Here is a 22,165-nt window from a genome sequence, read left to right as displayed (position 1 = left end):
TTACCCCAGGGTGAGGGCGCTGCGGATCAGCCCCATCAGCAGGGAACGCACCTCCCCGCTGCCCAAGACGGCAACCAGCAGGGCGGCAAAGCCAACGGCCGCCAAGGTGGCAATGGCATATTCTGCAGTGGCCATTCCCGCTTCAGGGTGACGGAAGCTCATCCGGCTGCGGGCGGCGCCGGCAGCCGGGCCCAAAGGAACGTTCTCGGCTGTCCGCGGGTAGAGGACGGTCACGCTGCCCTTTCCCCTGCCATTGCCGCTGCCCTCCGCGGAAACCCGAGTTCCGGACAGCTCCTCGGCCTGTACGGCCCTGACATCCAAAGTCGGGACTGTTGCATCCGGGCAGCTGCGGCCGCGCTGAGCGGTGCTGGCGGATCTGCTTATACCTGGCATGGTTCCTCCTGGTGTGATGACGAGTATTCATAACTGCGCCGCTCTTGAAACGGTGACTTGATTCTTCAGCGGCCCCTGCTCCGGCAACAGAAACGATCCGGCCGTTCCGGATAACGCTCCAGCTCAAGTCGGCTGTGGAGGATGAGCAGGTTATGGAAGAGCGGGCAGGAGGGACAGCAACAGGGGCACCACGGTCAGCACCACAAAGGCGGGCAGCGCGCACAACCCCAGGGGAACCACGAGCCGCACCCCCAGAGCTGCCGCCCGGCGTTCCGCTTCCCGGGCGCGCCGTCGGCGAATCTGCGCGGCTTCCGCCAACAGGACCGCGGCGGACGGCGCCCCCGTGGTGGCAACGAATTTCAGGGCATCACGCAGATCGGCTGCCGGAGTTGTCACAGCACTCGAATGCGGTGCCGCCAGGTCCCAGGCTGCCGCCCAGGGAGCGCCGAGTTCCAAAGCGGCCTGCACCCGCCGCAGACATGCTGATGTACCCGGGTCGACCACATCGGACAGGATGCCAAGCGCCTGGAGCAGGGGTTGGCCGGCGTCCAGCATGGCTGCCGTCAGATCCAGCATCAAGGCAGGGTCCGCGATGCCCGGGGTGGCACTGGCAGGGTCCGCAACGTCCGCACGCCGAAGGGGGCCTGCCCCCGGCGCGGGCCGGACCCCGGAGCCAGAGAATCCGTCGGGCAGAAGATTCCGCCGCGCGGCATTCGTTTCTGTACCCCACAGCAGGCTGAAGGCTGCAGCCAGCAGGACCGCCACCAAAGCCCCTGCCATCAACTGCCGGCTGCCTGACGCACCAGCCCACGCGACCAGAATCTGCCGATCAGCGCCAAAGCAACACCGGCCGCTCCTGCCAGCCATCCCAACGGGCTGCCCAGCAGCACGCCGAGGGGGTCCCCGCCCACCACATATCCAAGGCCCAGCCCTCCCGCCGGCAGCCAGGTCAGCAGCTTGGCCGTTGCCTGCGGCCCGGCCATCGCCGTCTCGCGGGCAGCCTCACTGTCCAACCCGCTTTCGAGCTGCGCCGCGTACCTGCCGAGGACCCCTGCCAGGGCCGCCCCGCTGCGCTCGGACACTGCCACACAGGCCGCCAGTTCCACCCACAGCGCCGCCAGGGGATCGGTGCGTCCGTGTTCCTTTCTGCCTTTCGTCCTTTGAGCCGGATCCCGACGGCTCCGTTGACCGCCCCGGGCCGCCATCTGAAATACCGGTACCGGGCTCAGCCCCAGCGAAGCAGCCTGCGCCGCAGCGTCCAAAACCGGCAGCAGCCGTTGTGCCAACGAACCGTCAGACGGCGGACCGTTGGAGGTTTGCAGGGCGGCCGCGTCCGCCCACAGCAAGTGTGGTGCCCGTCCGGCGGCCAGCAGTCCGGTGAGCTGATGGATCAGCAGCGGCACATCCTGCAGCGCGGGATCGGAGCGGCGCCTGCGGAACCGTCGTCGAAACCGTCCGGGCACCGCATCGGCCGGTGATCGGGGGAAGCGCTGCCGCGAGAGCTGGACCGGCACACGGGAACTTGGCAGCAGCAGCGCCGCTCCCACCCCCAGCAGCACAGCCACCCACACTCCGGTCATGAGACGAAGGTTTCCAGCACTGCGGCAGGATCGGCGGGCTGCTGCCGTGTGCCCGGGGGAACAGGGACCGGCGCGGGTTGGCCTTCACCGCCGAGGCGTTCCTGCAGCGCTTCCCACCCCCGGGCATGGCGGCCGGGAGCGTCCGGGGGCAGCAGGGGCAACAGCGCAGGCACAGCCAGCAGCCGGCCGTCCGGGTCAGCGGTAATGGCGGCGATTTCTGCAATCCGGCGGCCGGAGGCACCGCGGGTAAGGTGTACCACCACATCCAGTGCACTTGCCGCCTGCAGGTTGACCGCGGTACTGCTCATCCCGGCCAGGGCACCGAGGGCTGCCAGCCGGGCTGGAACGCTGGCGGCGGAGTTGGCGTGGATGGTGCCGCCGGCGCCGTCGTGGCCGGTGTTCATGGCGGCCAGCAGTTCCCGGACCTCGGCGCCGCGGCATTCCCCCACGATCAGCCGGTCCGGCCGCATCCGCAGCGCCTGCCGGACCAGCTCGGCCTGGTCCACGGAACCGGCTCCCTCCACGTTTCCGTGCCGGCTCTGCAAACCAACAACGTGGGGATGACGGGGGTCCAGTTCTGCAGCATCTTCAACGAGCACCAGCCGCTCATGCGGCTGGCTGAGGGACAGCAGGGTGGACAGCAGAGTGGTCTTTCCGGTGCCGGTGGCTCCGCTGATCAGAAAGTTCAGGCGGGATGCGATGATCCGCCGAAGCACCACCGCGGCTTCCGGGTCCACGGCACCGCCGGCCTGGAGTTCCTCCAGCGTGAAGGTCAAGGTGCGTCGGATGCGGATGGAGAGCAGCGTGGAACCGGTGGAGACCGGACGAAGCACTGCATGCACCCGGTAACCGCGCAGCTGCACATCCACGCAGGGGTTGGCATCGTCCAGCCGGCGTCCACCAGCGGCAATCAGCCGGGCAGCCAGGGACTGGACCTCGGCATCGGAGCCGAACCGCAGGCCGGTCAGTTCCAAACCATGCCCGCTGTCCACCCACACCCGGTCCGGACCGTTCACCAGGATGTCACTGATGCCGGGCAACTCCGCGAGTTCCTGCAGCGGCCCCAGGCCCTGCAGTTCTGCCTGCACCCGGTCCACGGCGCGCAGGGCACCCTCGGCGCCCAGCAGCCGCCCGCTGGAGTGCACGGCTGCCGCCAGCCGTGCAGGGGTCACGGGTTCGCCGTCGTCGAGCATTCGCCGGCGGACCTCCCGAACCATCGGCGCGTCACCCGCACGGGGAGACTCTTGTTCACCGGATACCGCATGTGAGGCGCGGCGGCCCCGCTGCCCGCTCATGACCGGGCCTCGCCGGCTGCCGCAGCAGGCTCGGCCAGTTCAGGGGCCAGGTCTCCCACCAGCTGGCCGGTGACCCTGCGGATGTTCCTCCGGCGGCCACGTTCCAGCAGCAGCCCGCGCGCCTCGGCATGTTCGAGATTTCGGGCATGGGGCAGATATCCGGCCAGCGGCAACCCGGCTGAGTCCGCGGCTCGGGCGTCATCCAGACCGTCACCGAGCGGGCCCCGGATGACGGCTGCCTTCGGCACCCCGGTCCCAAGGCTCCGGTGCAGGGATCTGGCCGCCAGCACGGGCCGCAACCGTCCCATGACCACTACCAGCAGAGCGTCGCAGGAGAGCAGCAGCTGACCGGAACGGGCAGATGCACAGTCCACTACGGTCAGGGCGAAGGCGGCCCGGGCCGCATCCATGACCGCACGGTTGCTCTCCGGATTGGATTCACCGGAGGATTGCTCTTCGAAGTAGCCGGCTTCGGCACTTTCTGCCGGTTCGGCGGCACCGGAAAGCAGCGCGAAACCGGAGACGTGGGGAAGCGCAGAAACGAACTGCACCGGATTCAGGGCGCCGCGGACATCCGCCAGGTCCGGCCAGCGCACCCCGGGCACTTCGCTGCTCCCCAGGCTGGTGTCCAGTCCTCCTCCGCAGGGATCGCCGTCCACCAAAAGCGCGGACATCCCCTGTTCGGCAGCTTCGTGTGCGAGCCAGCAGGACAGCGTGGAGGCCCCCGCTCCGCCGCTGCCGCCAATCACGCCCAGGACAAATCCGGAGGCGTGGCTGCGTCGGCGGCTCAAAAACTCGGCCAGCCATGCGGAAGCATCCGGAAGCACAGCAACCCGAGCCGCTTCCAGCCGGGCAGCGTCCTGCCACAGGCCGGTGTCCTGCGCAGTGCCCACCAGAATTGTCTCAATGCCGCGGGGATCCAATCGGCTCTGCTGCCGGCGGCCGGGCAGGCCTGCAGCCGCCAGGTCGCTGCCCAGCAGCAGCACGTCAGGATTCCGGGCGAGGGCTGCGGCAGCTGTCGGCAGCACTTCAAGGTTGATGCCAGCCGCCGCAGCGATCCGCGCCACTTCATCCTGCAGCCGCTGTGATCCAGTGGCCAGGACCACCGCCGTCGAAGGATCTGAGGCTGAGGCCGCGGAATGAGCGGGAACCGAACGGCTTTGGGTTCGGAGCCGGAAACGTAAGGGCGCCCGAGGAACATCTCCGAGCATCTGCGCGGCCCGCTTCGCCGGAACCGCCCTGCGGGGTTGAGTCGCCGGTATCCACAGCTGTTGATCGCTCATGGTGCCACCCTGCCCCTGTCTTGGCAGGGAAAGGCAGGGGCCATTCCTTATGGGGACAAGGCGGAGCTCCCAGCAGGCTGTGGAGGAGGAGCCGGATGTGGTGGCCCGTCATGCTGCCGAAAACATCCGCCTCGCACAGCAGGGACAATGGAACCATGTACGTTCTCCTCACCCTTGCCGGGCCGGGCGAAGCCGCCGGGTCCCTGCTGCTGCAGGAAACGGACGACGCCGGGCAGCCCACCGCGCCTCCCGCCGTCGTCGCCCCCTCCTCGCTGGCCGCAGCAGTGCGCAGTTACGAGGACCGTCCGCAGAACGTCCGCTGGGTTTTCGGCAGCACAAGGGAGATTTACCCCCTGCTGCTCGAGGCCGGCGTCACGGTGGAACGCAGCCATGATCTGGCCCTGGTCCGCGGCATCCTGCGTTTTTCCGAAGCCGTTCCGGCGTCCCCTTATATAGAGAAACTGCGCGCCGAGACGCCGGGCGAGGACACAGACCTGCTCCCCCGCCAGCTGCTGCCGGTGCAGCCGGCACCGAACCAAAGCTCACTGTTTGAGGAACTCGAAGGCTTCGACGCCCTGGCCGGCACGCGAGGCCCCTCGCTGCAGGACCAGATGGGAGAGCTGCAGGACCAGCTCGCTGCCGCGGCCGGCTCCTCCGCCCCGCGGCGGCTGGCACTGCTGCTGGCGGCGGAATCCGCCGGCGGACTGATTGCCGTGGAAATGGAACACGCCGGTCTGCCCTGGCGGCGGGACATCCACGAAGCCATGCTGGAGTCCGAACTGGGACCGCGCCCGGCCGAGGGAGCGCGCCCGGTGCGGCTGGAACAATTGGCCGCGGACCTGCGGGACAAGCTGGGCAACCCGGGGTTCAATCCGGACTCGCCGCAGGAACTGCTGCGCGCCCTGCACCGGGCCGGCATTGAAGTGAAAACCACCCGGTCCTGGGAACTGCAGCAGCACGAGCATCCCGCCGTCGCACCGCTGCTGGAATACAAGCGCCTGTCCCGGCTGCTGACCGCCAACGGTTGGACCTGGCTGGATGCCTGGGTGGACGGCGGCCGGTTCCGGCCCGAGTACGTAGTGGGCGGGGTCGTCTCCGGCCGCTGGGCCTCCCGCGGCGGCGGCGCCCTGCAGATCCCCAAATATGTGCGCGACGCCGTGCGCCCGGATCCGGGGCACCGCCTCATTGTCGCCGATGCCGCCCAGCTTGAGCCGCGGGTCCTCGCCGCCCTGGGACAGGACAACGCCCTGGCCGCCGCAGCCCGCGGCAAGGACCTGTACCAGGGCATCGCCGACCAGAACTTCAACGGCGACCGGGCCCTGGCCAAGATGGCGATGCTCGGAGCCATGTACGGGGCCACTTCGGGCGAGGCCGGACGGCTGATGCCCGCCCTGACCCGGTCCTATCCGCAGGCCATTGCCGTGGTGGAGCGCGGGGCCCGGGCCGGGGAGTCCGGCAGTGTGGTCAGCAGCCATCTGGGCCGCAGCTCCCCTCCGGTTTCCGACCGCTGGCTGCGTGCCCAGCAAAGCACCTCCGCCGAAGAGCAGCGCCGTGCCGACTCACTGGCCCGCTCGCAGGGCCGGTTCACCCGCAACTTTGTGGTGCAGTCCACAGCGGCGGAATGGGCCCTGTGCTGGCTGGCGGAAATACGACGGCGGCTGCGGGCGGCGTCGTCGGCGGCGTCGTCGGCGGCACCTGCCGGACAGCTGGTGTTTTTCCTGCACGACGAAGTGATGCTCCATGTGCCGGCGGAGCGGGCCGAGGAAGTCAGCGCTCTGGTCACCGAGGCCGCAGCCGCCGCCACCCACCTGCTGTTCGGCCGGATTCCGCTGGAGTTCCCGGTGGTGGCCGTAACCGTGGACTCCTACGCGGAGGCCAAGTAGCACTCCTGTTGCCGCGGGAAGGCCGAAGCAGGTGCCGGGAACCAGCGGACCACGAGCAGGGAGTAGACCAGCGTAAAAGCCAGCGAAAACGGCAGGGCAGCCCACGCCAGGTCGGTGGCGTTCACATCGCTGAACCCGGCTGCGCCCAGGCCGAACGCTCCCACATTGTTGACGACGTGCAGGGCGATGGCAGCCTCCAGCCCTCCGGTGCGCCAGGTAATCCAGCCAGCCGCGACGGCAAAGACTGCAATATCAATCTGCCCGGCCAGCCCGTAGCCGTGGCCGGCGACGAACAGCGGAACGGGCAGCAGGACGGCAAAGGCCGGATGGCGCAGCCAGGATCCGATGCCCTGTATCAGCAGACCCCGGAACACGTACTCCTCAGCGGCTGCCTGCACCGGAACGAAGGCCAGGACCACGAGCAACAGCAGCCACACGTTGCCGGAGCTGCCGCCGCTGTGCGGCACTCCACCTGTTCCGCGCATGCTATCCGGCACCAGCAGACTCAGGGCGTTCACCGCTAGGAACAGGCCTGCTGCCAGGGTCAGCGGCTTGGGAAAACAGCGCCAACGCAGCCGGCCGGTGACAGAGGACAGTGTGCCGGCTGAACGCCTGGCGCCCCACCGCACACCCAGCGCTGCCGCGGGCCAGAGCAGGCCGACAGTTCCCAGCAGGAAGGAGAGCTGCCCCGGGTCGCCGAGGTCTGATTCCGCAGACAACGCCCGCTCAACCGTTGCGGAAACGCCCGGCACAAAGATCTCCGCCACCGCTGTCACCCCAATGGCCAACATCATCAGGACAAAAAAGAGAACGACAGTGACCAACACCGTGGTCAGCGGGTGCCACCAGCGGTAGCCGGGCAGCGAACGTGCCAGACGGTGAAAAGAATAGGAGGGAGAGGCTGCAGGATGCTCAGCGGAGAAAGTCATGCCTGAAGCCTCCCTGTTCAGGGTTGCGTTTCGCTTCAGCCATTAGGCTCCGGTTCCAGCCACTCGGCGGAAAGGGACTTCATGCTTTTGGCTAATTGTGGTCCGGCACACGCCTCACTAGGATTCATGGAATGCCGCTCCCGACTCAACGCCCCAGCGCCTGGAAGACGGCAGGCATCTGCGCAGCCGCCGCGGTTGTCGGGTTCCTGGTTTTCCTCGTCGTCCGAGGCTCAACGCTGCCGCCCGACGACGCCGATCCGCTGCCTTTCATGGGACTGATGTTCCTGGACTTCTTCCTGGGTCTCACCGCCGTCGGCCTCCTCCCCCTGGCCCTGCGCCGGGCACCGGTGGGTGCCGGACTTGCCATCATTGCCCTGAGCGGCCTTTCAACCCTGGCCTTTCCCGCTGCCTGTTTGTGCATTATCAATATCGCGGCCCTGCGGCGACCCCGTCTCCTGGCCGCCACCGCGCTTGTCTTTGGTGCAGCAGTGTTAGTCGACTTCGCCGTGAACCCGGTTGACGGTGCCGAAGACTACGGGTGGGTTCTCCTGATCGCTTTGGGCATGCTGGCCGTCCTGGTACTGATCGGGCTGAACCGCGGCGCCAAAAAAGCATTGATTGTCTCCCTCCGGCAGGAAGCGGACAGCGCCCGCCGGGAACAGGATGCTCGGGCAGATCAGGCACGGCTGGCCGAGCGCACCCGGATCGCCCGGGAAATGCATGACACCCTGGCCCACCGCCTGAGCCTGATCAGCATGCATGCCGGTGCCCTGGAATACCGCACCGATCTGGATCCGGAGACCATCCGGTCCACGGCAGGAATCCTGCGTGAAACCGCGCATAAGGCCGCCTCGGAACTGCGCACCGTGTTGACCGTCCTGCGTGAAGAAGCCGCAGACACCGCGCCGCAGCCAACCATCTCTTCCATTCCGGCACTCGTGGAGGCAGCGCGGGCTGCTGGCACCGACATCATGCTGAATATTGAACCGGCTCTCCTGGCTGCCGACGGAAACTTTCCCGCGGATGCCACCTCCCGACACCTGTACCGCGTGGCGCAGGAGGGAATCACCAACGCCCAGAAACACGCTCCCGGGCATCCCGTGGCAGTCTCCCTGACAGGTGCGCCTGGGAAGGGCATCACCGTGACGGTCAGCAACCCGATTTCCGGATCCAGGCCGGCCGCGCCGGACGGGCTGGGCCTGATTGGACTGGCAGAGCGTGCCCGGCTCTCGGGCGGCTCCTTCGAATCGGGCACTAAGCGCGGAATCTACACCACCGCCGTGCAGGTTCCCTGGTGAGCGCGGCGTCAATCAGAGTCCTGATCGTGGACGATGAACCCCTCATCCGCGCAGGGCTGCGGCTCATCCTCGACGGGGCGCCGGATATTGCCATCATCGGCGAGGCGGATGACGGCGAGACCGCCGTTCCGATTGCCACCGAGTTGACGCCCGACGTCGTCCTCATGGATATCCGGATGCCCCGCCTAAGCGGCATCGCCGCCACGGAACGCATCACGGCGTTGCCGGAACCGCCCCGGGTAATCGTGCTGACCTCGTTCGACACCGATGATTTCATCCTGTCCGCGCTGCGTGCCGGTGCGAGCGGATTCCTGCTCAAGGACACGCCGCCGGCAGACATGGTCTCCGCCGTCCGCGCCGCGGCAGCGGACAACCTGCGTTTCTCCCCCGGCGTCCTCAAACGCATCGTCGCGGCTGCGGCCGCCTCGACAGTCGAATCGCCGGAGCTGACGAGACCACACAACCCGCTGGCGGCGCTCAGTGAGCGTGAATGCGTCATTGCCCGCGCCGTCGCCCGCGGGCTGACCAACACGGAGATCAGCGCCGAGCTCTACGTCAGCGTTGCCACGGTCAAAACCCACATCGCCAACGCCTTCACGAAGCTGAACGTCACCAACCGTGTCCAGCTCGCCGTGGCCGTCCTCTCATCACCGCTGCCCTCACCGGCACCGGCGACGTCCAGTGTCGGCGCAAGGGCAGGCCGTGCCTGACTTCATTCTCCTGAACGGGCCGCCCGGGATCGGAAAATCAACTGTGGCCCGACTGTTCGCCGATCGCCACCCCGGTGGCACGTTTGCCTAGTATTGCCCCATGAAGGAATGGGTTAGAACACATCCATATTTGACCCTGGCCGTCGGGTACCTGCTGCTCTTTATCGTCTATGCAGGTCTTTGGCTCGCTTTTACGGCAGGGGATCTGGAGGAAGCCGTTTTCAATGCTGCCATGTGGACGCTGGCGTACTGGCTCCTTGCTTTCTTCCAGACAAGACGGAGACGGAGGACCAAGGCCCGTCTCGATGAACGTGGCCAAACCATGGCCTACATCCGTTACCCGGACTCGCGTGCCGGTTCGCTGAGCAGCATATGGAACCAGGGGATAGCGACGCCCGGTGCCGGGTCCATCCACTTCCAGCCGGCCGTGTACGACACCCTGGAACCATCGGGGCGTGCCATAAACATGAAGGTTTACGATGTGCTGCCCCAACGCCGAAAACTGACAGGCAAGGACAGGAGATACATCCAGGTCCCGGGGATCCAGGCCCTGACGCTGGTGACAGATGGAGGCAAGGTGGAAATCGCCGCCTCCCCGGAATCCTTGGACAAGCTGAGCGAGGTTCCAGGGTGTCGGGGCGCAGCCACCGGCGGAGGTTCCTGAACCCAGCGCGCGTAACCCAGGCGACCTTACAGGGCCGGAACGATCTCCCGGCTTTCATCCCAGGGCAGGGTCCAGCCCAGTTCTTCAAGCACCCCGTTGAGGATGATTCCGGTGAAGCCCCACACCAGGACGCCGTTCACGAGGAACGCCGGCGAGCGGTGCTCCTGCCGGCCGTTGCCCAGCACCGCGGTGCGCCGGTTCTCCGGGTTCAGCAGGTCCGCGACCGGCACCCGGAACACGGACGCGGATTCGCCGTAATCCACCACATCCACCGGCGTGGGCCGGTCCCACCAGCCCAGCACCGGGGTCACCAGAAAGTTGCTGATCGGCAGTCCCGCTTCCGGCAGGGTTCCCAGCACGACGACGCCGGACGGGTCCAGTCCCGTTTCCTCCTGCGCTTCGCGCAGCGCGGCAGCCACCGGGCCGGAATCCGCGGCATCCACGGATCCGCCCGGAAAGGCCACCTGCCCGGGATGGTCGTTCAGGGTTGCAGCCCGTTCCACAAGCAGCACGTCCAGTTCTTCCGGAACGCCGGCGGAACGAAAATCAGCGGGCTTGTCATCCAGGTTTCCAAAAAGGATCAGCACGGCGGCACGGCGGGCCGTGGCCGGATCCACGCTGCGGCGCAGCAGCTCCAGGTTCGCATCAAAACTGGTGGTGCGCGCGGAGGCCGAGGCCCCCAGCTCGCGCAGGTCAGCATAGGCACTCATGCTTCAAGCCCGTAGCCGGCGGCACGCAGCTGGGCACGGGTCTCCGCTGCCATCATCCGGGCGTGCAGCTCCTCGCGGCCGGGAGCCAGCTCATACTTCAACAGTTTCTTCGCCTTCACGGGATCCGTTTCACCCTCACCGTAAGAGGGGCACAGTGCCGCAACGGCGCAGGCTCCGCAGGCGGGGTTCTTGGCGTGGCAGACCCGGCGCCCGTGGAAAACTACCCGGTTGGACAGCGGAGTCCAGTCCTTGGGCTCAAACAGCTCGGCCACATCTTCTTCGACCTTCACCGGGTCCTTGGCGGTGGTCCAGCCGAACCGGCGCGAAAGCCGGCCAAAGTGCGTGTCCACCGTGATGCCCGGAATGCCGAAGGCATTGCCGAGCACCACGTTCGCCGTCTTCCGGCCCACTCCCGGCAGGGTGACGAGCTCTTCCAGCTTGTCCGGCACCTGGCCGTCGTACTCATCAACCAGCCGGGTGGACAGGGCCTTGATACTGGCGGCTTTGGCACGGAAGAAGCCAGTGGGCCGGATCAGTTCCTGCAGTTCTATCTCATCCGCCTCGGACAGGGCCTTGGCGTCCGGATAACGGGCAAAAAGCGCGGGAGTGACCGCGTTGACCCGGATATCGGTGGTTTGGGCGGACAGGACGGTTGCCACCAGCAGCTCAAAGGCGTTGGTGAAGTCCAGTTCCGCCACGGCGTAGGGATACAGTTCCCCGAGCATCCGGTTGATCTTCCGGGCCCTGCGTTTCAGTGCCAGCAGGGAGGAGTCGCTCCCGGTTGCCTTTGCCACGTGGTTGATGTCCTTCTGTTGCCGGTTACGCCGGTTCGGCTGGTGCGGACGGTCCCGGACTATTCGCCGGAATCTTCGCCCACACGCTCAATGTTGCTCAGGTCCCGCAGCACGCCAATGCGGCCGGTGCGCTTGTCCTGCACCAGGAACTCGGTGCCGCGGTCTTCCAGACCCAGCTCCCAGTCCCCCGGATGGAACATGAACAGCGGCAGGCCGGTGCGCTCATCCACGATCTGGCGCGGAGTGCCGACGGCAAACCAGAACGCTTCAACCACGTTCTCGGACTCTTCGCGGGTGGCGCTGATGGATTCGGTGGCAGGCGAGGACACCTGGGCCGACGCCTGGGCAGCAGGCTCGGCTTCGGCGGACTTTGCCGGTACCACCGAGTTAACCGTGGTGGCCGCGAGGGCATTGTCGCCGCTGGGGGCAGCGGCGGCCTGAGATGCCGCGGGAGTCTGGGAGGCCGCAGGAGCCTGAGAGGCGGCAGGAGTCTTGGCAGCAGCGGCTGCCGTGGGGGCAGCTTCCGTGCGGGCAGGTTCGGCGGCGGAAGAGCCCGGGGCGGGTACGGGGTTGGCGGCGGCGGGGGCCACGGCACCCTGGGCCGCGGATCCCTTGTTTACGGATCCCTTGTCTGCCGGCGCAGCCGTTTCAGCAGCAGCAGGTTCGACGGCGGCGGGTGCAGCACCGGTTTCGGCGGCTGCAGGAACGCCGTTGACTGCGGGTTCGTCGGCCTCGGGGGCAACGCCGTCGTCGGCCTTGCGGCCGAACAGGCCGGTCGGAGCCAGCTTGCCCATTCCCTTGCCCATTCCGGCGAAGCGCGACTCAGCCGGCTTGGCACCGTTCACGGCATTCTCGCCGGTTTCGGTGGAAGCCGCGGTGGAAGCGGCGGGGCGCTCCGGTGCGGGGCGTGCAGGGCGACGGGTCAGACGCACGGCATCGCGGGCCATCACGTGGGCAGGCGTTTCGGGGCGCTCAGCGAACTCTCGGGAGAAGGGCGGGATGTGCGGGGCGAGCGTGGTGGCAGCCACCAGGCCGAGGGAACCGATCAGGGTCAGCAGGGCACCGATGGTGAACTCGTTGACCAGCTGCAGGAAGAAGAAGGCAAGGGCCAGAAGTGCCACCACGGAACCGAACTGGTCAACCGACAGCGAGCCAACGCGGTATTTCAGCTCGGGGGCCAGCCGGCGGGCGGCAAAGAGTCCGGCGACGACCAGCGGCAGGATGATGCCGATGGCCAGGAAGAACAGCGGCGTTGCCGGTGCCCACAGATTGACTTCAAGCCCAAAGGCAAGGCTCCACGGCAGCAGGGATCCGATCAGCATGAGGAGGACCGAACCGCCAACCACGGTGTCGCGCAGGCCAAACGGGCCCAGAACTGCAGTCCGGGCTTTGTCCTGGCCGGCGGAAAGGCTCTCGGCTGGCGCCGGAGTCTCCGCCGCCTTTCGGGCGTCGTTCTCAACGGGGGGCTGATTCATTCTGTTCTCCATTCGCGGCCGCCGCCTGCGGACCCGCAGACAGCTGCGGATGACGGCAAAGGGCGGGTCGCTTGCACGGTTCAAAAGTGGTTGCTTCCCTGCACAGCCTAGTCAACACCCGGACGTCAGACTAGCCGAACTGCCGCACGCCCACCGGCCGTGATCGACCGCTCACCGCACGTTTGCCCCCGCTGCCGGGCGCAAATGTGACGGTTGACACGCAGGAGCACGATCAGCGTTAGGGTTGTTCCAACGCTACGGCAGCCCCCCGATCCGGGCTGGACCGTGGGCAAGCAGCTAGCGAAAGGGTTCACGATGTCTGAACAGTCCCCCGTCAAACAGCACGGCGACGCACTGGAGAACCTGCTCCATGAGCACCGCAGCTTTCCGCCCAGCGCTGATTTTGCGGCCAACGCAGTCGCCCAGCCCTCGCTGTATGAAGAGGCCTCGGCGCAGGGACCGGAGTTCTGGGCCAACCAGGCGCGCAGCCTGCTGACCTGGGACGAGGACTTCACCCAGACCCTTGACTGGTCGGACGCCCCCTTCGCCAAGTGGTTTGTCGGCGGAAAGCTCAACGCCGCGTACAACGCGCTGGACCGCCATGTTGAGGCCGGCCGCGGCGACCGCGTGGCCATTTACTTCGAGGGCGAGCCGGGCGACACACGCACCTACACCTATGCCCAGCTCACCGAAGAGGTCAAAAAGGCAGCCAATGCCTTCGAATCCCTCGGTGTGAGCAAGGGCGACCGGGTGGCCGTGTACCTGCCCATGATTCCGGAGGCAGTGATCACCATGCTTGCCTGCGCCCGGATCGGTGCCGTCCACTCGGTGGTCTTTGGCGGCTTCTCCGCCGACGCGCTGCGCAGCCGGATTGACGACGCCGAAGCCAAGCTGGTGGTTACCGCTGACGGCTCCTACCGGCGCGGCAAGCCCACCGCCCTGAAACCGGCTGTGGACGAGTCCCTCGTGAAGGAAGGCCACACGGTCAGCAGCGTCCTGGTGGTCCGCCGCAACGGCGAACCGGTGCAGTGGACCGAGGGCCGGGACATCTGGTGGGACGACGCCGTGGGAAACGCGAGCGCCGAGCACACCCCGGTGGCACACGATTCCGAACATCCGCTGTTCATCCTGTACACCTCCGGCACCACGGGAAAACCCAAGGGCATTCTGCACACCACCGGCGGATACTTGGCACAGACCGCCTTCACGCACCGCAACACCTTTGATCTGCGCCCCGAAAGCGACGTGTACTGGTGCACTGCTGACATCGGCTGGGTCACCGGGCACAGCTACGTGACCTATGCCCCGCTGGTCAACGGCGCCACCCAGCTCATTTACGAGGGCACCCCGGACACCCCCCACCAGGGCCGCTGGTGGGAACTGGTGGAAAAGTACAAGGTTTCCATTCTTTACACGGCTCCCACCGCCATCCGGACCTGCATGAAGTGGGGCCGGGACATTCCCGGGAAGTTCAACCTGGACTCCCTCCGCGTCCTGGGTTCCGTGGGCGAACCCATTAACCCCGAGGCCTGGATGTGGTACCGCACCGTCATCGGCGCCAACGGCGGCAAGAAGGAAAACCCGGCCCCCATTGTGGACACCTGGTGGCAGACCGAGACCGGCGCGCACATGATCGCTCCGATGCCCGGCGTGACCGCCACCAAGCCCGGCTCCGCGCAGGTTGCCGTGCCCGGCATCTCCATTGACGTGGTGGACGAAATGGGCGAATCGGTACCCAACGGCTCCGGCGGCTTCCTGGTGGTCAAGGAGCCGTGGCCCGCCATGCTGCGCGGAATCTGGGGTGACCCGGAGCGTTTCAAGCAGACGTACTGGTCCCGGTTCGACAACATGTACTTTGCCGGCGACGGCGCCAAGAAAGACGAGGACGGCGATATCTGGCTGCTGGGCCGCGTGGATGACGTGATGAACGTATCCGGCCACCGGCTCTCCACCACGGAGATCGAGTCGGCGCTGGTGAGCCACCCGTCGGTGGCGGAGGCCGCCGTCGTCGGGGCGCGGGACGAAACCACGGGTGAAGCCGTGGTGGCGTTTGTGATCCTGCGCGGCAGCGCCAAGGACGACGACGACATCGTCACCACCCTGCGCAACCACGTGGGCAAGGAAATCGGTCCGATCGCCAAGCCGCGGCACATCCTGGTGGTGCCGGAGCTGCCCAAGACCCGCTCCGGCAAGATCATGCGCCGCCTGCTCAAGGATGTTGCCGAAGGCCGCGAAGCCGGGGACTCCAGCACACTGGCGGACAACACAGTGATGCAGCAGATCGCGGAGTCGATGCGGAAGTAACCCCTCCAAGAAACTATCCCGCGAAATAGCAGAAGGTGCGCTTCCCAGACGTGGGAAGCGCACCTTCTGCTATTTCGCGCCGGGGGTAGGAAGGCAGTTAGCCGACGGTGACGTCGAGCTCGACGTCGATGTTGCCGCGGGTCGCGTTGGAGTACGGGCACACCTGGTGGGCTGACTCCACCAGCTTCTCGGCGGTGGCCTGGTCCACGCCGGACATCTCCACGTGCAGGGCAACGCCAAGCTTGAAGCCGACTTCCTGCTTGTAGATGCTGACGTCGGCGGTGATGGCGGCGTCGGCGATCGGAGCCTTTTCCGCACGGGCGATCATCTTCAGTGCGGACAGGAAGCAGGCCGCGTAACCGGCGGCGAAGAGCTGCTCCGGGTTGGTGCCGTCTCCGGCGCCGCCCATTTCCTTCGGAGTGGCCAGGTTGAGCTTCAGCTGGCCGTCGCTGGTCTGGGCTTCTCCGTTGCGGCCGTCTCCGGACGCGGTGGCAACTGCTGTGTACAAAGCGCTCATGGCAACTCCTTCAGGTTCGAGGTCAGGTAGACTAACTAGTACGTCTACCTGTCGCCCCAGTAAACGCGCCTTTGCAGCATTCCGCAACTCAGGAGGATTTCATGACCGTCCAGCCGCCGGTGCGCACCCGCATCCTGGATGCCGCCGCCGCACTGTTCTATTCCGAGGGCATCCGCGCCGTCAGCGCGGACCGGATTATCGCCGCGGCCAAAACCACCAAGGTGACGTTCTACCGCCACTTCCGCACCAAGGAAGATCTGGTGGTGGCCTACCTCCAGGCGCAGTCGGACCGGATCCGTGCGGCGGCAGAGAACCTGAGCCCGGACCCCTGCACCGGCCTGGCGGAACTCGCCCATGCCATGGGTGCCGAAACCTGCCTTCCCGGTTTCCGCGGCTGCCCGTTCATCAATGCTGCCGCTGAGTTTCCGGATGCCGATTCTCCGGTCCGGGCCGTGGTCAATGAGCATCGGCAGTGGCTGCACGCGGAGGTCAGCGGCCGGCTTGCCCGGCTGGGGGCGGCCGATCCGGATGCCCTGGCGGATCAGCTGCTGATGCTGCGCGACGGCGCCATGGTGCACGGCTACGTGGCCGATCCCGAAGGCGTAACCCAATCCCTGGTCAGCGCCGGGCGGGCCATCCTCGGCGGTGCACTGCACTGACCCGGACTGTTCCGAAACCCTGCCCCAATGTGACATCCCGCTCATGAACTTGGCAGCGAAGCACCCGGGGTAGCAGAATCAGTGCTCGTGTCTACCACCAGCACTTCCTCCCCAAGCCTCCCGCCCGCCTCTTCGGCCCCGCAGCAGCCGCTTCCCCGCCCCCGGCGGATGGCCCGCAAGGTTGCCGGCGCCTCCTTTGTGGGCACGGCCCTGGAATCCTATGACTTCTACGTCTTTGGAACCGCGGCCGCCCTGGTCCTGAACCGGATTTTCTTTCCGGAGGTCGATCCGCTGATCGGCACCCTGCTGTCCTTCCTGTCCCTGGGTATCGGCTTCATCGCCCGCCCCCTCGGTGCAATTCTCTTTGGCCACATCGGCGACCGGATCGGCCGCAAGAAGTCCCTGATCTGGACCATCGTCCTGATGGGCACCGCCACCGGAGTCATCGGCCTGCTGCCGAACTACAACACCATCGGTGTTTGGGCACCGGCACTGCTGGTCCTCCTGCGGCTGCTGCAGGGCCTGGCAGTGGGCGGCGAGTGGGGCGGAGCCGTCCTCATAGCCACCGAGCATGCCGAACCGCGCCGGCGCGCACTCTATGCCGCCATCCCGCAGATCGGTTCGCCCGTGGGAACCATCATGGTCACGGGCATCTTCCTGGCCCTGGCCAATGTTTCGCCGGAAACCATGGAGGCCGGGCTGTGGCGGGTTCCGTTCCTGCTGGCCTTCCCCTTCATGGCCGTGGCCCTGTACCTGCGCTTCGCCATTGAGGAAACTCCCGTTTTCAAGGACGTGGCCGGACACCAGGCCCTGCCCCGCGTGCCGGTGCTGGAGGTCCTGAAGACCCAGCGGCTGGCCGTACTGGTTGCCACCGCAGCCTCCCTGCTGGGCATCGGTTCCTACTTCCTCATGACCACCTACACCCAGGCCTACGGCACCGAGCAGCTGGGCCTGAGCAGCTCCACGGTGCTCAATGCCGCGCTGGTGGGATCAGTCCTGCAGCTGGCCACCATTCCGGCGTTCGGCTGGCTCGCCACCCGGATCGGCTCGGCCCGCATGGTGGCCGCCGGCGCCGTGGCCACCCTGCTGATTTCCTTCCCGCTGTACTGGATTATCAGCACGGCGGACCAGACCACCTATATCCTGACCATCCTCATCGGCGGCATTGCTCCCACCGCGGCCTGGGCAGCGCTGGGCGGCCTGATGGCCGACCTCTTCCCGGCCCGGACCAGCTTCACGGCCCTGTCCCTGGCGTACAGCTTCGCCGGCATCCTCGCCGGCTTTGCCCCTGCCGTTACCTCCGCCTTTGCTCAGGCGACGGACAGTGCATGGTGGCATCCCGGCGTCGTACTGGCCCTGATGTCACTGGTGACGATCATCGGCGCGCTGGCAGCGGGCCGCATGACACGCCGCCACGAGTCGGCCGCCGCATCCGATCGGATTGGCGCATAGTTAATCCATGACTGCCTCCCGCACCCGCAACCTGCTGATCCTCAACGGACCCAACCTGAACCTTCTGGGCATGCGTGAACCCGGAATCTACGGGACCGGAACGCTCGACGACGTTGAGGCGCTGGTGCAGGAGGCGGCGGAATCCTCCGGCTGGACGGTGGACTGCATCCAGTCCAACCATGAAGGGGATCTGATCGACGCCATTCACGGAGCCCCGGGGCTGGCCGATGCGATTGTCATTAATCCGGCGGCGTACAGCCATACGTCGGTGGCCATCCCCGATGCGCTCTCCGGCGTGGGCCTGCCCGTGGTGGAGGTCCACCTGAGCAACATCCACCGGCGCGAGGAATTCCGGCACCACTCCTACGTGTCCGCAGTGGCCGACGCCGTCATCTGCGGGGCGGGGATCGCCGGCTACAAGATGGCCGTGGACTACCTAACCGCCCGGCTGGACCGAGAAGCGGCGCAGGACTGAGCCCGGGTTACTCGCCGGAAATGCACTGACCGGAAGATACCGCGTCCTGATACCCCGGGGCGGCATCCGCCACCGGACCGAGTTCAGCCAGGGACAGCGCATAACCAATCGGCTGGTCTCCGGTGGTCTTGGCGAAGATGACGCCGGCCACCCGGCCGTCAACGTCCAGCAGCGGTCCGCCGGAATTGCCCTGCTGCACGTCGGCGGCGAGGGTGTAGACCTCCACGGTTTCAGGCGAAGACCCGTAGATGTTCCGGACGGAAACATCGGACAGGCGTTCCACGTTCGCGGCCTGGAGCCGGAAGGGACCGCCGGCGGGATACCCGGCAAAAGCGGCTTCGGTGCCGTTGGGCAGGACGTCCCCCAGCGGAATCGGATCAGCCTCCAGATTGTCCACGGCGAGGACGGCCAGGTCGTGTGCGCTGTCGAAGTACACCACTTCACCGGGGAGCGCACCGCCGCCCGGAACCTGAACCACGGGCTTGGAGACTCCGGCCACCACATGGGCGTTGGTAATCACCCGGTCATCGGCCACCACAAAACCTGAGCCGGTCTGGTTCTGCCCGCACTGGTATGCGGTTCCCGTGATCTTCACCACCGAGTCCGACGCCGTCTGCAGCGCTGCCGAGGACAGCTCCTGGTCGGGAGCAACCACGGTTTCGGGCGCCGCGCTGTCCAAGATGGTCGGCAGGCCTTCGGCCAGCGTGAAGGACCGCACCTCGGCGGTCCAGGTCTTCACCCGCTCCGGAGTGGCCTCGTCAATGGTGCTCAGCACCTTGGAGGAGGTGATCTGCTGCGAGAGGAACGGCACACCCAGCGTGTTGACGCTGAACGCCAGCATGGACATGATCACGGCGGACACCGCCAGGTTCACGGCGCCGCCCAGCAGACGGTCCAGGAAACGCAGCGGCGGAAAGTTGAGCCAGCGGCGGATTCCGCGGCCCAGCGCGGCTCCCGCCGCGTGGCCGCCCAGAACCAGCACCACAATAGTGGCAATGACCGCCACCAGGCGCCAGCCCTCGTCGGGCACCCAGGACGTCACCAGCGGGATCGCGAAGAAGGCAGCCACAGCTCCGGCAACAAAGCCGACGATGCCGCCCAAAGTCACCACCAGGCCATTGCGCAAACCGGCGATGAGATAGAACAACAGCGCCAAAAGCAGAATGACGTCGAGCAGTGAAAATCCGAGCAAAACAGCTCCAAATGCGTTGAAGAAGGGGTCGTGGAGGCCGTGGACAGGCGACTCCTGCCTCCCGAGTTTAGCGGCCCAAGCTGTGGGCGCCGTCCGCAGCACCTCCCGCAGGGCAGCACGTCGGGGCGTCCTTTTTATCATCCGTGGGCGAACAAAGCTATTACAGGTGTCACATGGGGCCGCAGTGCGAGAAGATAATAGAAGGGACAACTATTTACAGGAGATTTCATGGATATCGAGGTACTGCGCCGTGCGCCACTGTTCGCCTCACTGGGAGACGACGTCTTCGCAGCTCTGACCGACGAGTTGACCGAGGTCGACCTTTCGCGCGGTGCATCAGTCTTCCGCGAGGGTGACCAGGGCGACCAGCTGTATTTCATCGTGTCCGGAAAGATCAAGCTCGGCCGCTCGGCCCCGGACGGCCGCGAGAACCTGCTGGCCATCCTCGGCCCGGGCGAACTCTTCGGCGAAATGGCGCTGTTTGATCCCAGCCCGCGCAACGCCACCGCCACCGCGGTGTCTGAGACCCGCCTCGCCGGACTGCGTCATGACAACCTGAAGGCGCTGCTGGAAACGCGCCCCGAGGTGTCGGTCCAGCTGCTTCAGGCTTTGGCCCGCCGCCTGCGCCGCACCAACGAGTCCCTTGCGGACCTCGTTTTCTCGGACGTTCCCGGCCGTGTGGCAAAGGCACTGCTGGATCTCGCGGACCGCTTCGGCCGGCCGGCGACTGACGGCATCCTGGTAGCCCACGAGCTGACCCAGGAAGAGCTGGCCCAACTGGTCGGTGCTTCCCGCGAAACCGTGAACAAGGCACTTGCTGAGTTTGTCCAGCGCGGCTGGCTGCGTCTGGAAGCACGCGCAGTCGTCATTCTGGACGTGCAGCGCCTGCGCCAGCGCTCCCGCTAGGTCTTTTCGACCCGTAGACAACGACGACGGCGCCGCTCCCCTTAACCGGGGGCGGCACCGTCGTCGTTTTTAAGCCGTTGCCCATCCGGCAGCCCGGCCGGTCACCCGTCCAGCCAGTGCAGCGGCACCACCAGGTCCGGCGGAAGGACGGTTGCCGCATTGCCCCGGGCGGCGCTGAGCTGCGGCTGCGTCAGGTACAGGGCTCGAGAGAGGTCGGCGCCATCCAGCCGGGCGTCCCGGAAATCCGCGCCGAGCAGGTCCGCGCCGGACAGATCATTGCCGCGCAGGCCGGCGTGTCAGCGGCCCCGCTGCGCAGAACCTTCGGGGACGCCGCTGAGCGGCACCGCAAGCCAGTAGCCGCCGTCGGCCTGCACCAGCTCGGGCTGGAAAACGGCGGCGGGCCGGCGGGAGGTCAGATACGCGATGCAGCCGCGGGCCCGGGCCAGCTTTTCCAGGACCAGTTCCACCTGCGGAACCGTCAGTTCCGCCAGGGTCAGGCCGGTCGTGTCCGGCAGCCCGATTTCATCCCCCAGCGCGGTGGTGTCCCGGTTGGCTATCTCCGCCGCTGCGGAACGCCACTGCCCCCAGCTGCCCTTGCCCTCCAGCAGCGAGGCTTCCTGGCCCATGGGCTGCACCACGGCAAAGTAGCGGGTATCAAAGCGGCGCAGGGCAAAGTCGGCGGTCTGCCAGTTGGAGAGCGGACGCAGCAGATCGGTGCGCAGGCCCAGGCCGCGGCGGGTCAGAAGATCCAGGAAGGACGCGTCCGAGCTGGCAATCGCTGCGCGTGCAGCCATCCATTCCGGGCCGCGGTTTGCCTCGAGCAGGGTCGATTCGTCCGGACCGGCAAGGAGGATTCCGGTCTCCTCGAACAGTTCACGGATGGCGGCCACCACGTGGCGGCGGGCCAGCCGGGCATCGTCGATGCCCATGGTCTTGGCCCACACTGCCGGCGCCGGCCCGTACCAGGTGGCGGCGTCGTCGTCACCCGGATCGATGCTCCCGCCCGGGAAGGCCACCCTGCCCAGCGGAGATTCACCGCGGCGGTACGCCAGATAGGTCTCGGTGCCGCGCGGCGAATCCCGCACCAACACCACCGAGGATGCCAGGCGCGGCTTGCGCGGGGTGCGGTCACCATGTTCAAACCAGCTTTCCGCGGCTCCCCGAAGATACGGGGGAACCGGGAAAAGCCGTACGGAGGAGTTAGGCAAATTCAGCAATCACTTCTACTTCAACGGGAGAGTCCAGCGGCAGTACGGCCACCCCGACGGCGGAGCGGGCGTGGATGCCTGCCTCACCGAAGACCTTTCCCAGTAATTCGGATGCACCGTTGATGACGGCGGGCTGTCCGGTGAAGGACGGGTCCGAGGCCACGAAGCCCACCACCTTGACGATGCGGCTGATGCGGTCCAGATCACCGATCTGGGCCTTGATGGCGGCCAGCGCGTTCACGGCGCAGGTGGCAGCATAGGCGGCTGCGTCCTCGGCGGACACTTCGGCACCCACTTTGCCGGCCGCAGGCAACACGCCGGAGACAAACGGCAATTGGCCGGATGTGTAGACGTAGTTGCCGGTCACTACGGCCGGAACGTACGCGGCCACGGGGGCAGCGACGTCGGGCATGTCAATGCCCAGCTCCGCCAGCCTCC

Annotated in this window: 23 protein-coding genes; 9 read left to right on the top strand and 14 right to left on the bottom strand. The window is 66.8% G+C overall.

Going from position 1 to position 22,165, the window contains the following annotated elements; all coding sequences use genetic code 11:
• The 5 genes from AC4D2W_RS07225 to ssd all read right to left on the bottom strand — a co-directional run bounded on the left by AC4D2W_RS07225 (position 1) and on the right by ssd (position 4,479).
• Positions 1 to 234, bottom strand: coding sequence for a DUF4244 domain-containing protein (locus tag AC4D2W_RS07225; RefSeq protein WP_490926241.1), 234 nt, complete (start codon positions 232 to 234; stop codon positions 1 to 3).
• 309 nt (positions 235 to 543) lie between these two features.
• The gene (locus AC4D2W_RS07220; protein WP_490926240.1) at positions 544 to 1,173 is read right to left on the bottom strand and encodes a type II secretion system F family protein; all 630 of its coding nucleotides are present in this window, start codon (positions 1,171 to 1,173) and stop codon (positions 544 to 546) included.
• Positions 1,173 to 1,973 carry a hypothetical protein gene (locus AC4D2W_RS07215; protein ID WP_490926239.1) on the bottom strand — a complete coding sequence of 267 codons (801 nt, stop codon included), beginning with the start codon at positions 1,971 to 1,973 and terminating at the stop codon, positions 1,173 to 1,175. The genes AC4D2W_RS07220 and AC4D2W_RS07215 overlap by 1 nt, the downstream gene beginning before the upstream one ends.
• On the bottom strand, positions 1,970 to 3,268 hold the full coding sequence (locus tag AC4D2W_RS07210; protein ID WP_490926238.1) for a TadA family conjugal transfer-associated ATPase: 1,299 nt from the start codon (positions 3,266 to 3,268) through the stop codon (positions 1,970 to 1,972). The genes AC4D2W_RS07215 and AC4D2W_RS07210 overlap by 4 nt, the downstream gene beginning before the upstream one ends.
• On the bottom strand, positions 3,265 to 4,479 hold the full coding sequence (ssd, locus tag AC4D2W_RS07205) for a septum site-determining protein Ssd (protein ID WP_490926812.1): 1,215 nt from the start codon (positions 4,477 to 4,479) through the stop codon (positions 3,265 to 3,267). Before ssd ends, AC4D2W_RS07210 begins: the two co-directional genes overlap by 4 nt.
• 227 nt (positions 4,480 to 4,706) lie before the next feature.
• Here ssd and AC4D2W_RS07200 point away from each other — a divergent pair, with 227 nt between their 5' ends.
• Complete coding sequence (locus AC4D2W_RS07200) at positions 4,707 to 6,434, top strand: bifunctional 3'-5' exonuclease/DNA polymerase (protein WP_490926237.1); 1,728 nt, start codon at positions 4,707 to 4,709, stop codon at positions 6,432 to 6,434.
• On the opposite strand, the gene AC4D2W_RS07195 is transcribed toward AC4D2W_RS07200, so the two are convergent.
• On the bottom strand, positions 6,416 to 7,363 hold the full coding sequence (locus AC4D2W_RS07195) for a CPBP family intramembrane glutamic endopeptidase (protein ID WP_490926236.1): 948 nt from the start codon (positions 7,361 to 7,363) through the stop codon (positions 6,416 to 6,418). The two genes, AC4D2W_RS07200 and AC4D2W_RS07195, sit on opposite strands and share 19 nt — an antisense overlap.
• A 131-nt stretch (positions 7,364 to 7,494) precedes the next feature.
• Between AC4D2W_RS07195 and AC4D2W_RS07190 the strand changes: the two genes are divergently transcribed.
• The 3 genes from AC4D2W_RS07190 to AC4D2W_RS07180 all read left to right on the top strand — a co-directional run bounded on the left by AC4D2W_RS07190 (position 7,495) and on the right by AC4D2W_RS07180 (position 10,035).
• Entirely contained in the window at positions 7,495 to 8,661 is a 1,167-nt protein-coding gene (locus tag AC4D2W_RS07190; RefSeq protein ID WP_490926235.1) for a sensor histidine kinase, read from the top strand.
• On the top strand, positions 8,658 to 9,371 hold the full coding sequence (locus tag AC4D2W_RS07185) for a response regulator transcription factor (protein ID WP_490926234.1): 714 nt from the start codon (positions 8,658 to 8,660) through the stop codon (positions 9,369 to 9,371). Before AC4D2W_RS07190 ends, AC4D2W_RS07185 begins: the two co-directional genes overlap by 4 nt.
• Before the next feature lie 100 nt (positions 9,372 to 9,471).
• Positions 9,472 to 10,035 (top strand): hypothetical protein, encoded by a 564-nt coding sequence (locus AC4D2W_RS07180; RefSeq protein ID WP_490926233.1) that lies wholly within the window; start codon positions 9,472 to 9,474, stop codon positions 10,033 to 10,035.
• 26 nt (positions 10,036 to 10,061) lie between these two features.
• Here AC4D2W_RS07180 and AC4D2W_RS07175 read toward each other — a convergent pair whose 3' ends face one another.
• From AC4D2W_RS07175 to AC4D2W_RS07165, 3 genes are read right to left on the bottom strand one after another with little or no spacing between them, the layout of a single operon-like run.
• A complete protein-coding gene (locus AC4D2W_RS07175; RefSeq protein ID WP_490926232.1) occupies positions 10,062 to 10,745 on the bottom strand; it encodes an NUDIX hydrolase in 684 nt (227 codons plus the stop codon).
• The gene (gene nth / locus AC4D2W_RS07170) at positions 10,742 to 11,539 is read right to left on the bottom strand and encodes an endonuclease III (RefSeq protein WP_490926231.1); all 798 of its coding nucleotides are present in this window, start codon (positions 11,537 to 11,539) and stop codon (positions 10,742 to 10,744) included. The genes AC4D2W_RS07175 and nth overlap by 4 nt, the downstream gene beginning before the upstream one ends.
• A gap of 59 nt (positions 11,540 to 11,598) precedes the next feature.
• Complete coding sequence (locus AC4D2W_RS07165; RefSeq protein ID WP_490926230.1) at positions 11,599 to 13,014, bottom strand: hypothetical protein; 1,416 nt, start codon at positions 13,012 to 13,014, stop codon at positions 11,599 to 11,601.
• A 315-nt stretch (positions 13,015 to 13,329) separates the two neighbouring features.
• On the opposite strand from AC4D2W_RS07165, the gene acs reads away from it, so the two are divergent.
• Entirely contained in the window at positions 13,330 to 15,318 is a 1,989-nt protein-coding gene (gene acs / locus AC4D2W_RS07160; RefSeq protein WP_490926229.1) for an acetate--CoA ligase, read from the top strand.
• A 97-nt stretch (positions 15,319 to 15,415) separates the two neighbouring features.
• Here acs and AC4D2W_RS07155 read toward each other — a convergent pair whose 3' ends face one another.
• The gene (locus tag AC4D2W_RS07155) at positions 15,416 to 15,835 is read right to left on the bottom strand and encodes an organic hydroperoxide resistance protein (RefSeq protein ID WP_490926228.1); all 420 of its coding nucleotides are present in this window, start codon (positions 15,833 to 15,835) and stop codon (positions 15,416 to 15,418) included.
• 101 nt (positions 15,836 to 15,936) lie between these two features.
• Between AC4D2W_RS07155 and AC4D2W_RS07150 the strand changes: the two genes are divergently transcribed.
• From AC4D2W_RS07150 to aroQ, 3 genes are all read left to right on the top strand, one after another.
• Positions 15,937 to 16,494 (top strand): TetR/AcrR family transcriptional regulator, encoded by a 558-nt coding sequence (locus AC4D2W_RS07150; RefSeq protein ID WP_490926227.1) that lies wholly within the window; start codon positions 15,937 to 15,939, stop codon positions 16,492 to 16,494.
• A gap of 87 nt (positions 16,495 to 16,581) precedes the next feature.
• Positions 16,582 to 17,946, top strand: coding sequence for an MFS transporter (locus AC4D2W_RS07145; protein ID WP_490926226.1), 1,365 nt, complete (start codon positions 16,582 to 16,584; stop codon positions 17,944 to 17,946).
• Positions 17,947 to 17,953: 7 nt separating this feature from the next.
• The gene (gene aroQ / locus AC4D2W_RS07140; protein ID WP_490926225.1) at positions 17,954 to 18,421 is read left to right on the top strand and encodes a type II 3-dehydroquinate dehydratase; all 468 of its coding nucleotides are present in this window, start codon (positions 17,954 to 17,956) and stop codon (positions 18,419 to 18,421) included.
• 7 nt (positions 18,422 to 18,428) lie between these two features.
• Here the strand turns inward: aroQ and AC4D2W_RS07135 are convergent, their stop codons facing one another.
• Complete coding sequence (locus AC4D2W_RS07135) at positions 18,429 to 19,613, bottom strand: MarP family serine protease (RefSeq protein WP_490926224.1); 1,185 nt, start codon at positions 19,611 to 19,613, stop codon at positions 18,429 to 18,431.
• Positions 19,614 to 19,841: 228 nt separating this feature from the next.
• Here AC4D2W_RS07135 and AC4D2W_RS07130 point away from each other — a divergent pair, with 228 nt between their 5' ends.
• Positions 19,842 to 20,519: a Crp/Fnr family transcriptional regulator gene (locus AC4D2W_RS07130; protein ID WP_104053107.1), complete on the top strand. Its 678-nt coding sequence runs from the start codon at positions 19,842 to 19,844 to the stop codon at positions 20,517 to 20,519.
• Between the two features lie 101 nt (positions 20,520 to 20,620).
• Here the strand turns inward: AC4D2W_RS07130 and AC4D2W_RS07125 are convergent, their stop codons facing one another.
• From AC4D2W_RS07125 to AC4D2W_RS07115, 3 genes are read right to left on the bottom strand one after another with little or no spacing between them, the layout of a single operon-like run.
• Positions 20,621 to 20,806 carry a pentapeptide repeat-containing protein gene (locus AC4D2W_RS07125; protein ID WP_490926811.1) on the bottom strand — a complete coding sequence of 62 codons (186 nt, stop codon included), beginning with the start codon at positions 20,804 to 20,806 and terminating at the stop codon, positions 20,621 to 20,623.
• A 9-nt stretch (positions 20,807 to 20,815) separates the two neighbouring features.
• Entirely contained in the window at positions 20,816 to 21,727 is a 912-nt protein-coding gene (locus tag AC4D2W_RS07120; RefSeq protein WP_490926810.1) for an NUDIX hydrolase, read from the bottom strand.
• A complete protein-coding gene (locus tag AC4D2W_RS07115; RefSeq protein WP_490926809.1) occupies positions 21,720 to 22,139 on the bottom strand; it encodes a RidA family protein in 420 nt (139 codons plus the stop codon). The genes AC4D2W_RS07120 and AC4D2W_RS07115 overlap by 8 nt, the downstream gene beginning before the upstream one ends.
• Positions 22,140 to 22,165: the final 26 nt, after the last annotated feature.

This window comes from Arthrobacter sp. TJ-58, from assembly GCF_058269295.1.
The sequence above is the reverse complement of the archived record's forward strand: the minus strand, read 5'-3'. Positions and strand labels throughout refer to the sequence as shown.

Bases quoted from the DNA above. Each gene is read 5' to 3' on its own strand.
- AC4D2W_RS07130 (WP_104053107.1), top strand. From the start codon at position 19,842: ATGGATATCGAGGTACTGCGCCGTGCGCCACTGTTCGCCTCACTGGGA.
- AC4D2W_RS07195 (WP_490926236.1), bottom strand. From the start codon at position 7,363: ATGACTTTCTCCGCTGAGCATCCTGCAGCCTCTCCCTCCTATTCTTTT.
- AC4D2W_RS07190 (WP_490926235.1), top strand. From the start codon at position 7,495: ATGCCGCTCCCGACTCAACGCCCCAGCGCCTGGAAGACGGCAGGCATC.
- AC4D2W_RS07165 (WP_490926230.1), bottom strand. From the start codon at position 13,014: ATGAATCAGCCCCCCGTTGAGAACGACGCCCGAAAGGCGGCGGAGACT.
- AC4D2W_RS07200 (WP_490926237.1), top strand. From the start codon at position 4,707: ATGTACGTTCTCCTCACCCTTGCCGGGCCGGGCGAAGCCGCCGGGTCC.
- acs (WP_490926229.1), top strand. From the start codon at position 13,330: ATGTCTGAACAGTCCCCCGTCAAACAGCACGGCGACGCACTGGAGAAC.
- AC4D2W_RS07180 (WP_490926233.1), top strand. From the start codon at position 9,472: ATGAAGGAATGGGTTAGAACACATCCATATTTGACCCTGGCCGTCGGG.
- AC4D2W_RS07215 (WP_490926239.1), bottom strand. From the start codon at position 1,973: ATGACCGGAGTGTGGGTGGCTGTGCTGCTGGGGGTGGGAGCGGCGCTG.
- ssd (WP_490926812.1), bottom strand. From the start codon at position 4,479: ATGCTCGGAGATGTTCCTCGGGCGCCCTTACGTTTCCGGCTCCGAACC.
- AC4D2W_RS07220 (WP_490926240.1), bottom strand. From the start codon at position 1,173: ATGGCAGGGGCTTTGGTGGCGGTCCTGCTGGCTGCAGCCTTCAGCCTG.
- aroQ (WP_490926225.1), top strand. From the start codon at position 17,954: ATGACTGCCTCCCGCACCCGCAACCTGCTGATCCTCAACGGACCCAAC.
- AC4D2W_RS07150 (WP_490926227.1), top strand. From the start codon at position 15,937: ATGACCGTCCAGCCGCCGGTGCGCACCCGCATCCTGGATGCCGCCGCC.
- AC4D2W_RS07210 (WP_490926238.1), bottom strand. From the start codon at position 3,268: ATGAGCGGGCAGCGGGGCCGCCGCGCCTCACATGCGGTATCCGGTGAA.
- AC4D2W_RS07175 (WP_490926232.1), bottom strand. From the start codon at position 10,745: ATGAGTGCCTATGCTGACCTGCGCGAGCTGGGGGCCTCGGCCTCCGCG.
- AC4D2W_RS07115 (WP_490926809.1), bottom strand. From the start codon at position 22,139: ATGCCCGACGTCGCTGCCCCCGTGGCCGCGTACGTTCCGGCCGTAGTG.
- AC4D2W_RS07155 (WP_490926228.1), bottom strand. From the start codon at position 15,835: ATGAGCGCTTTGTACACAGCAGTTGCCACCGCGTCCGGAGACGGCCGC.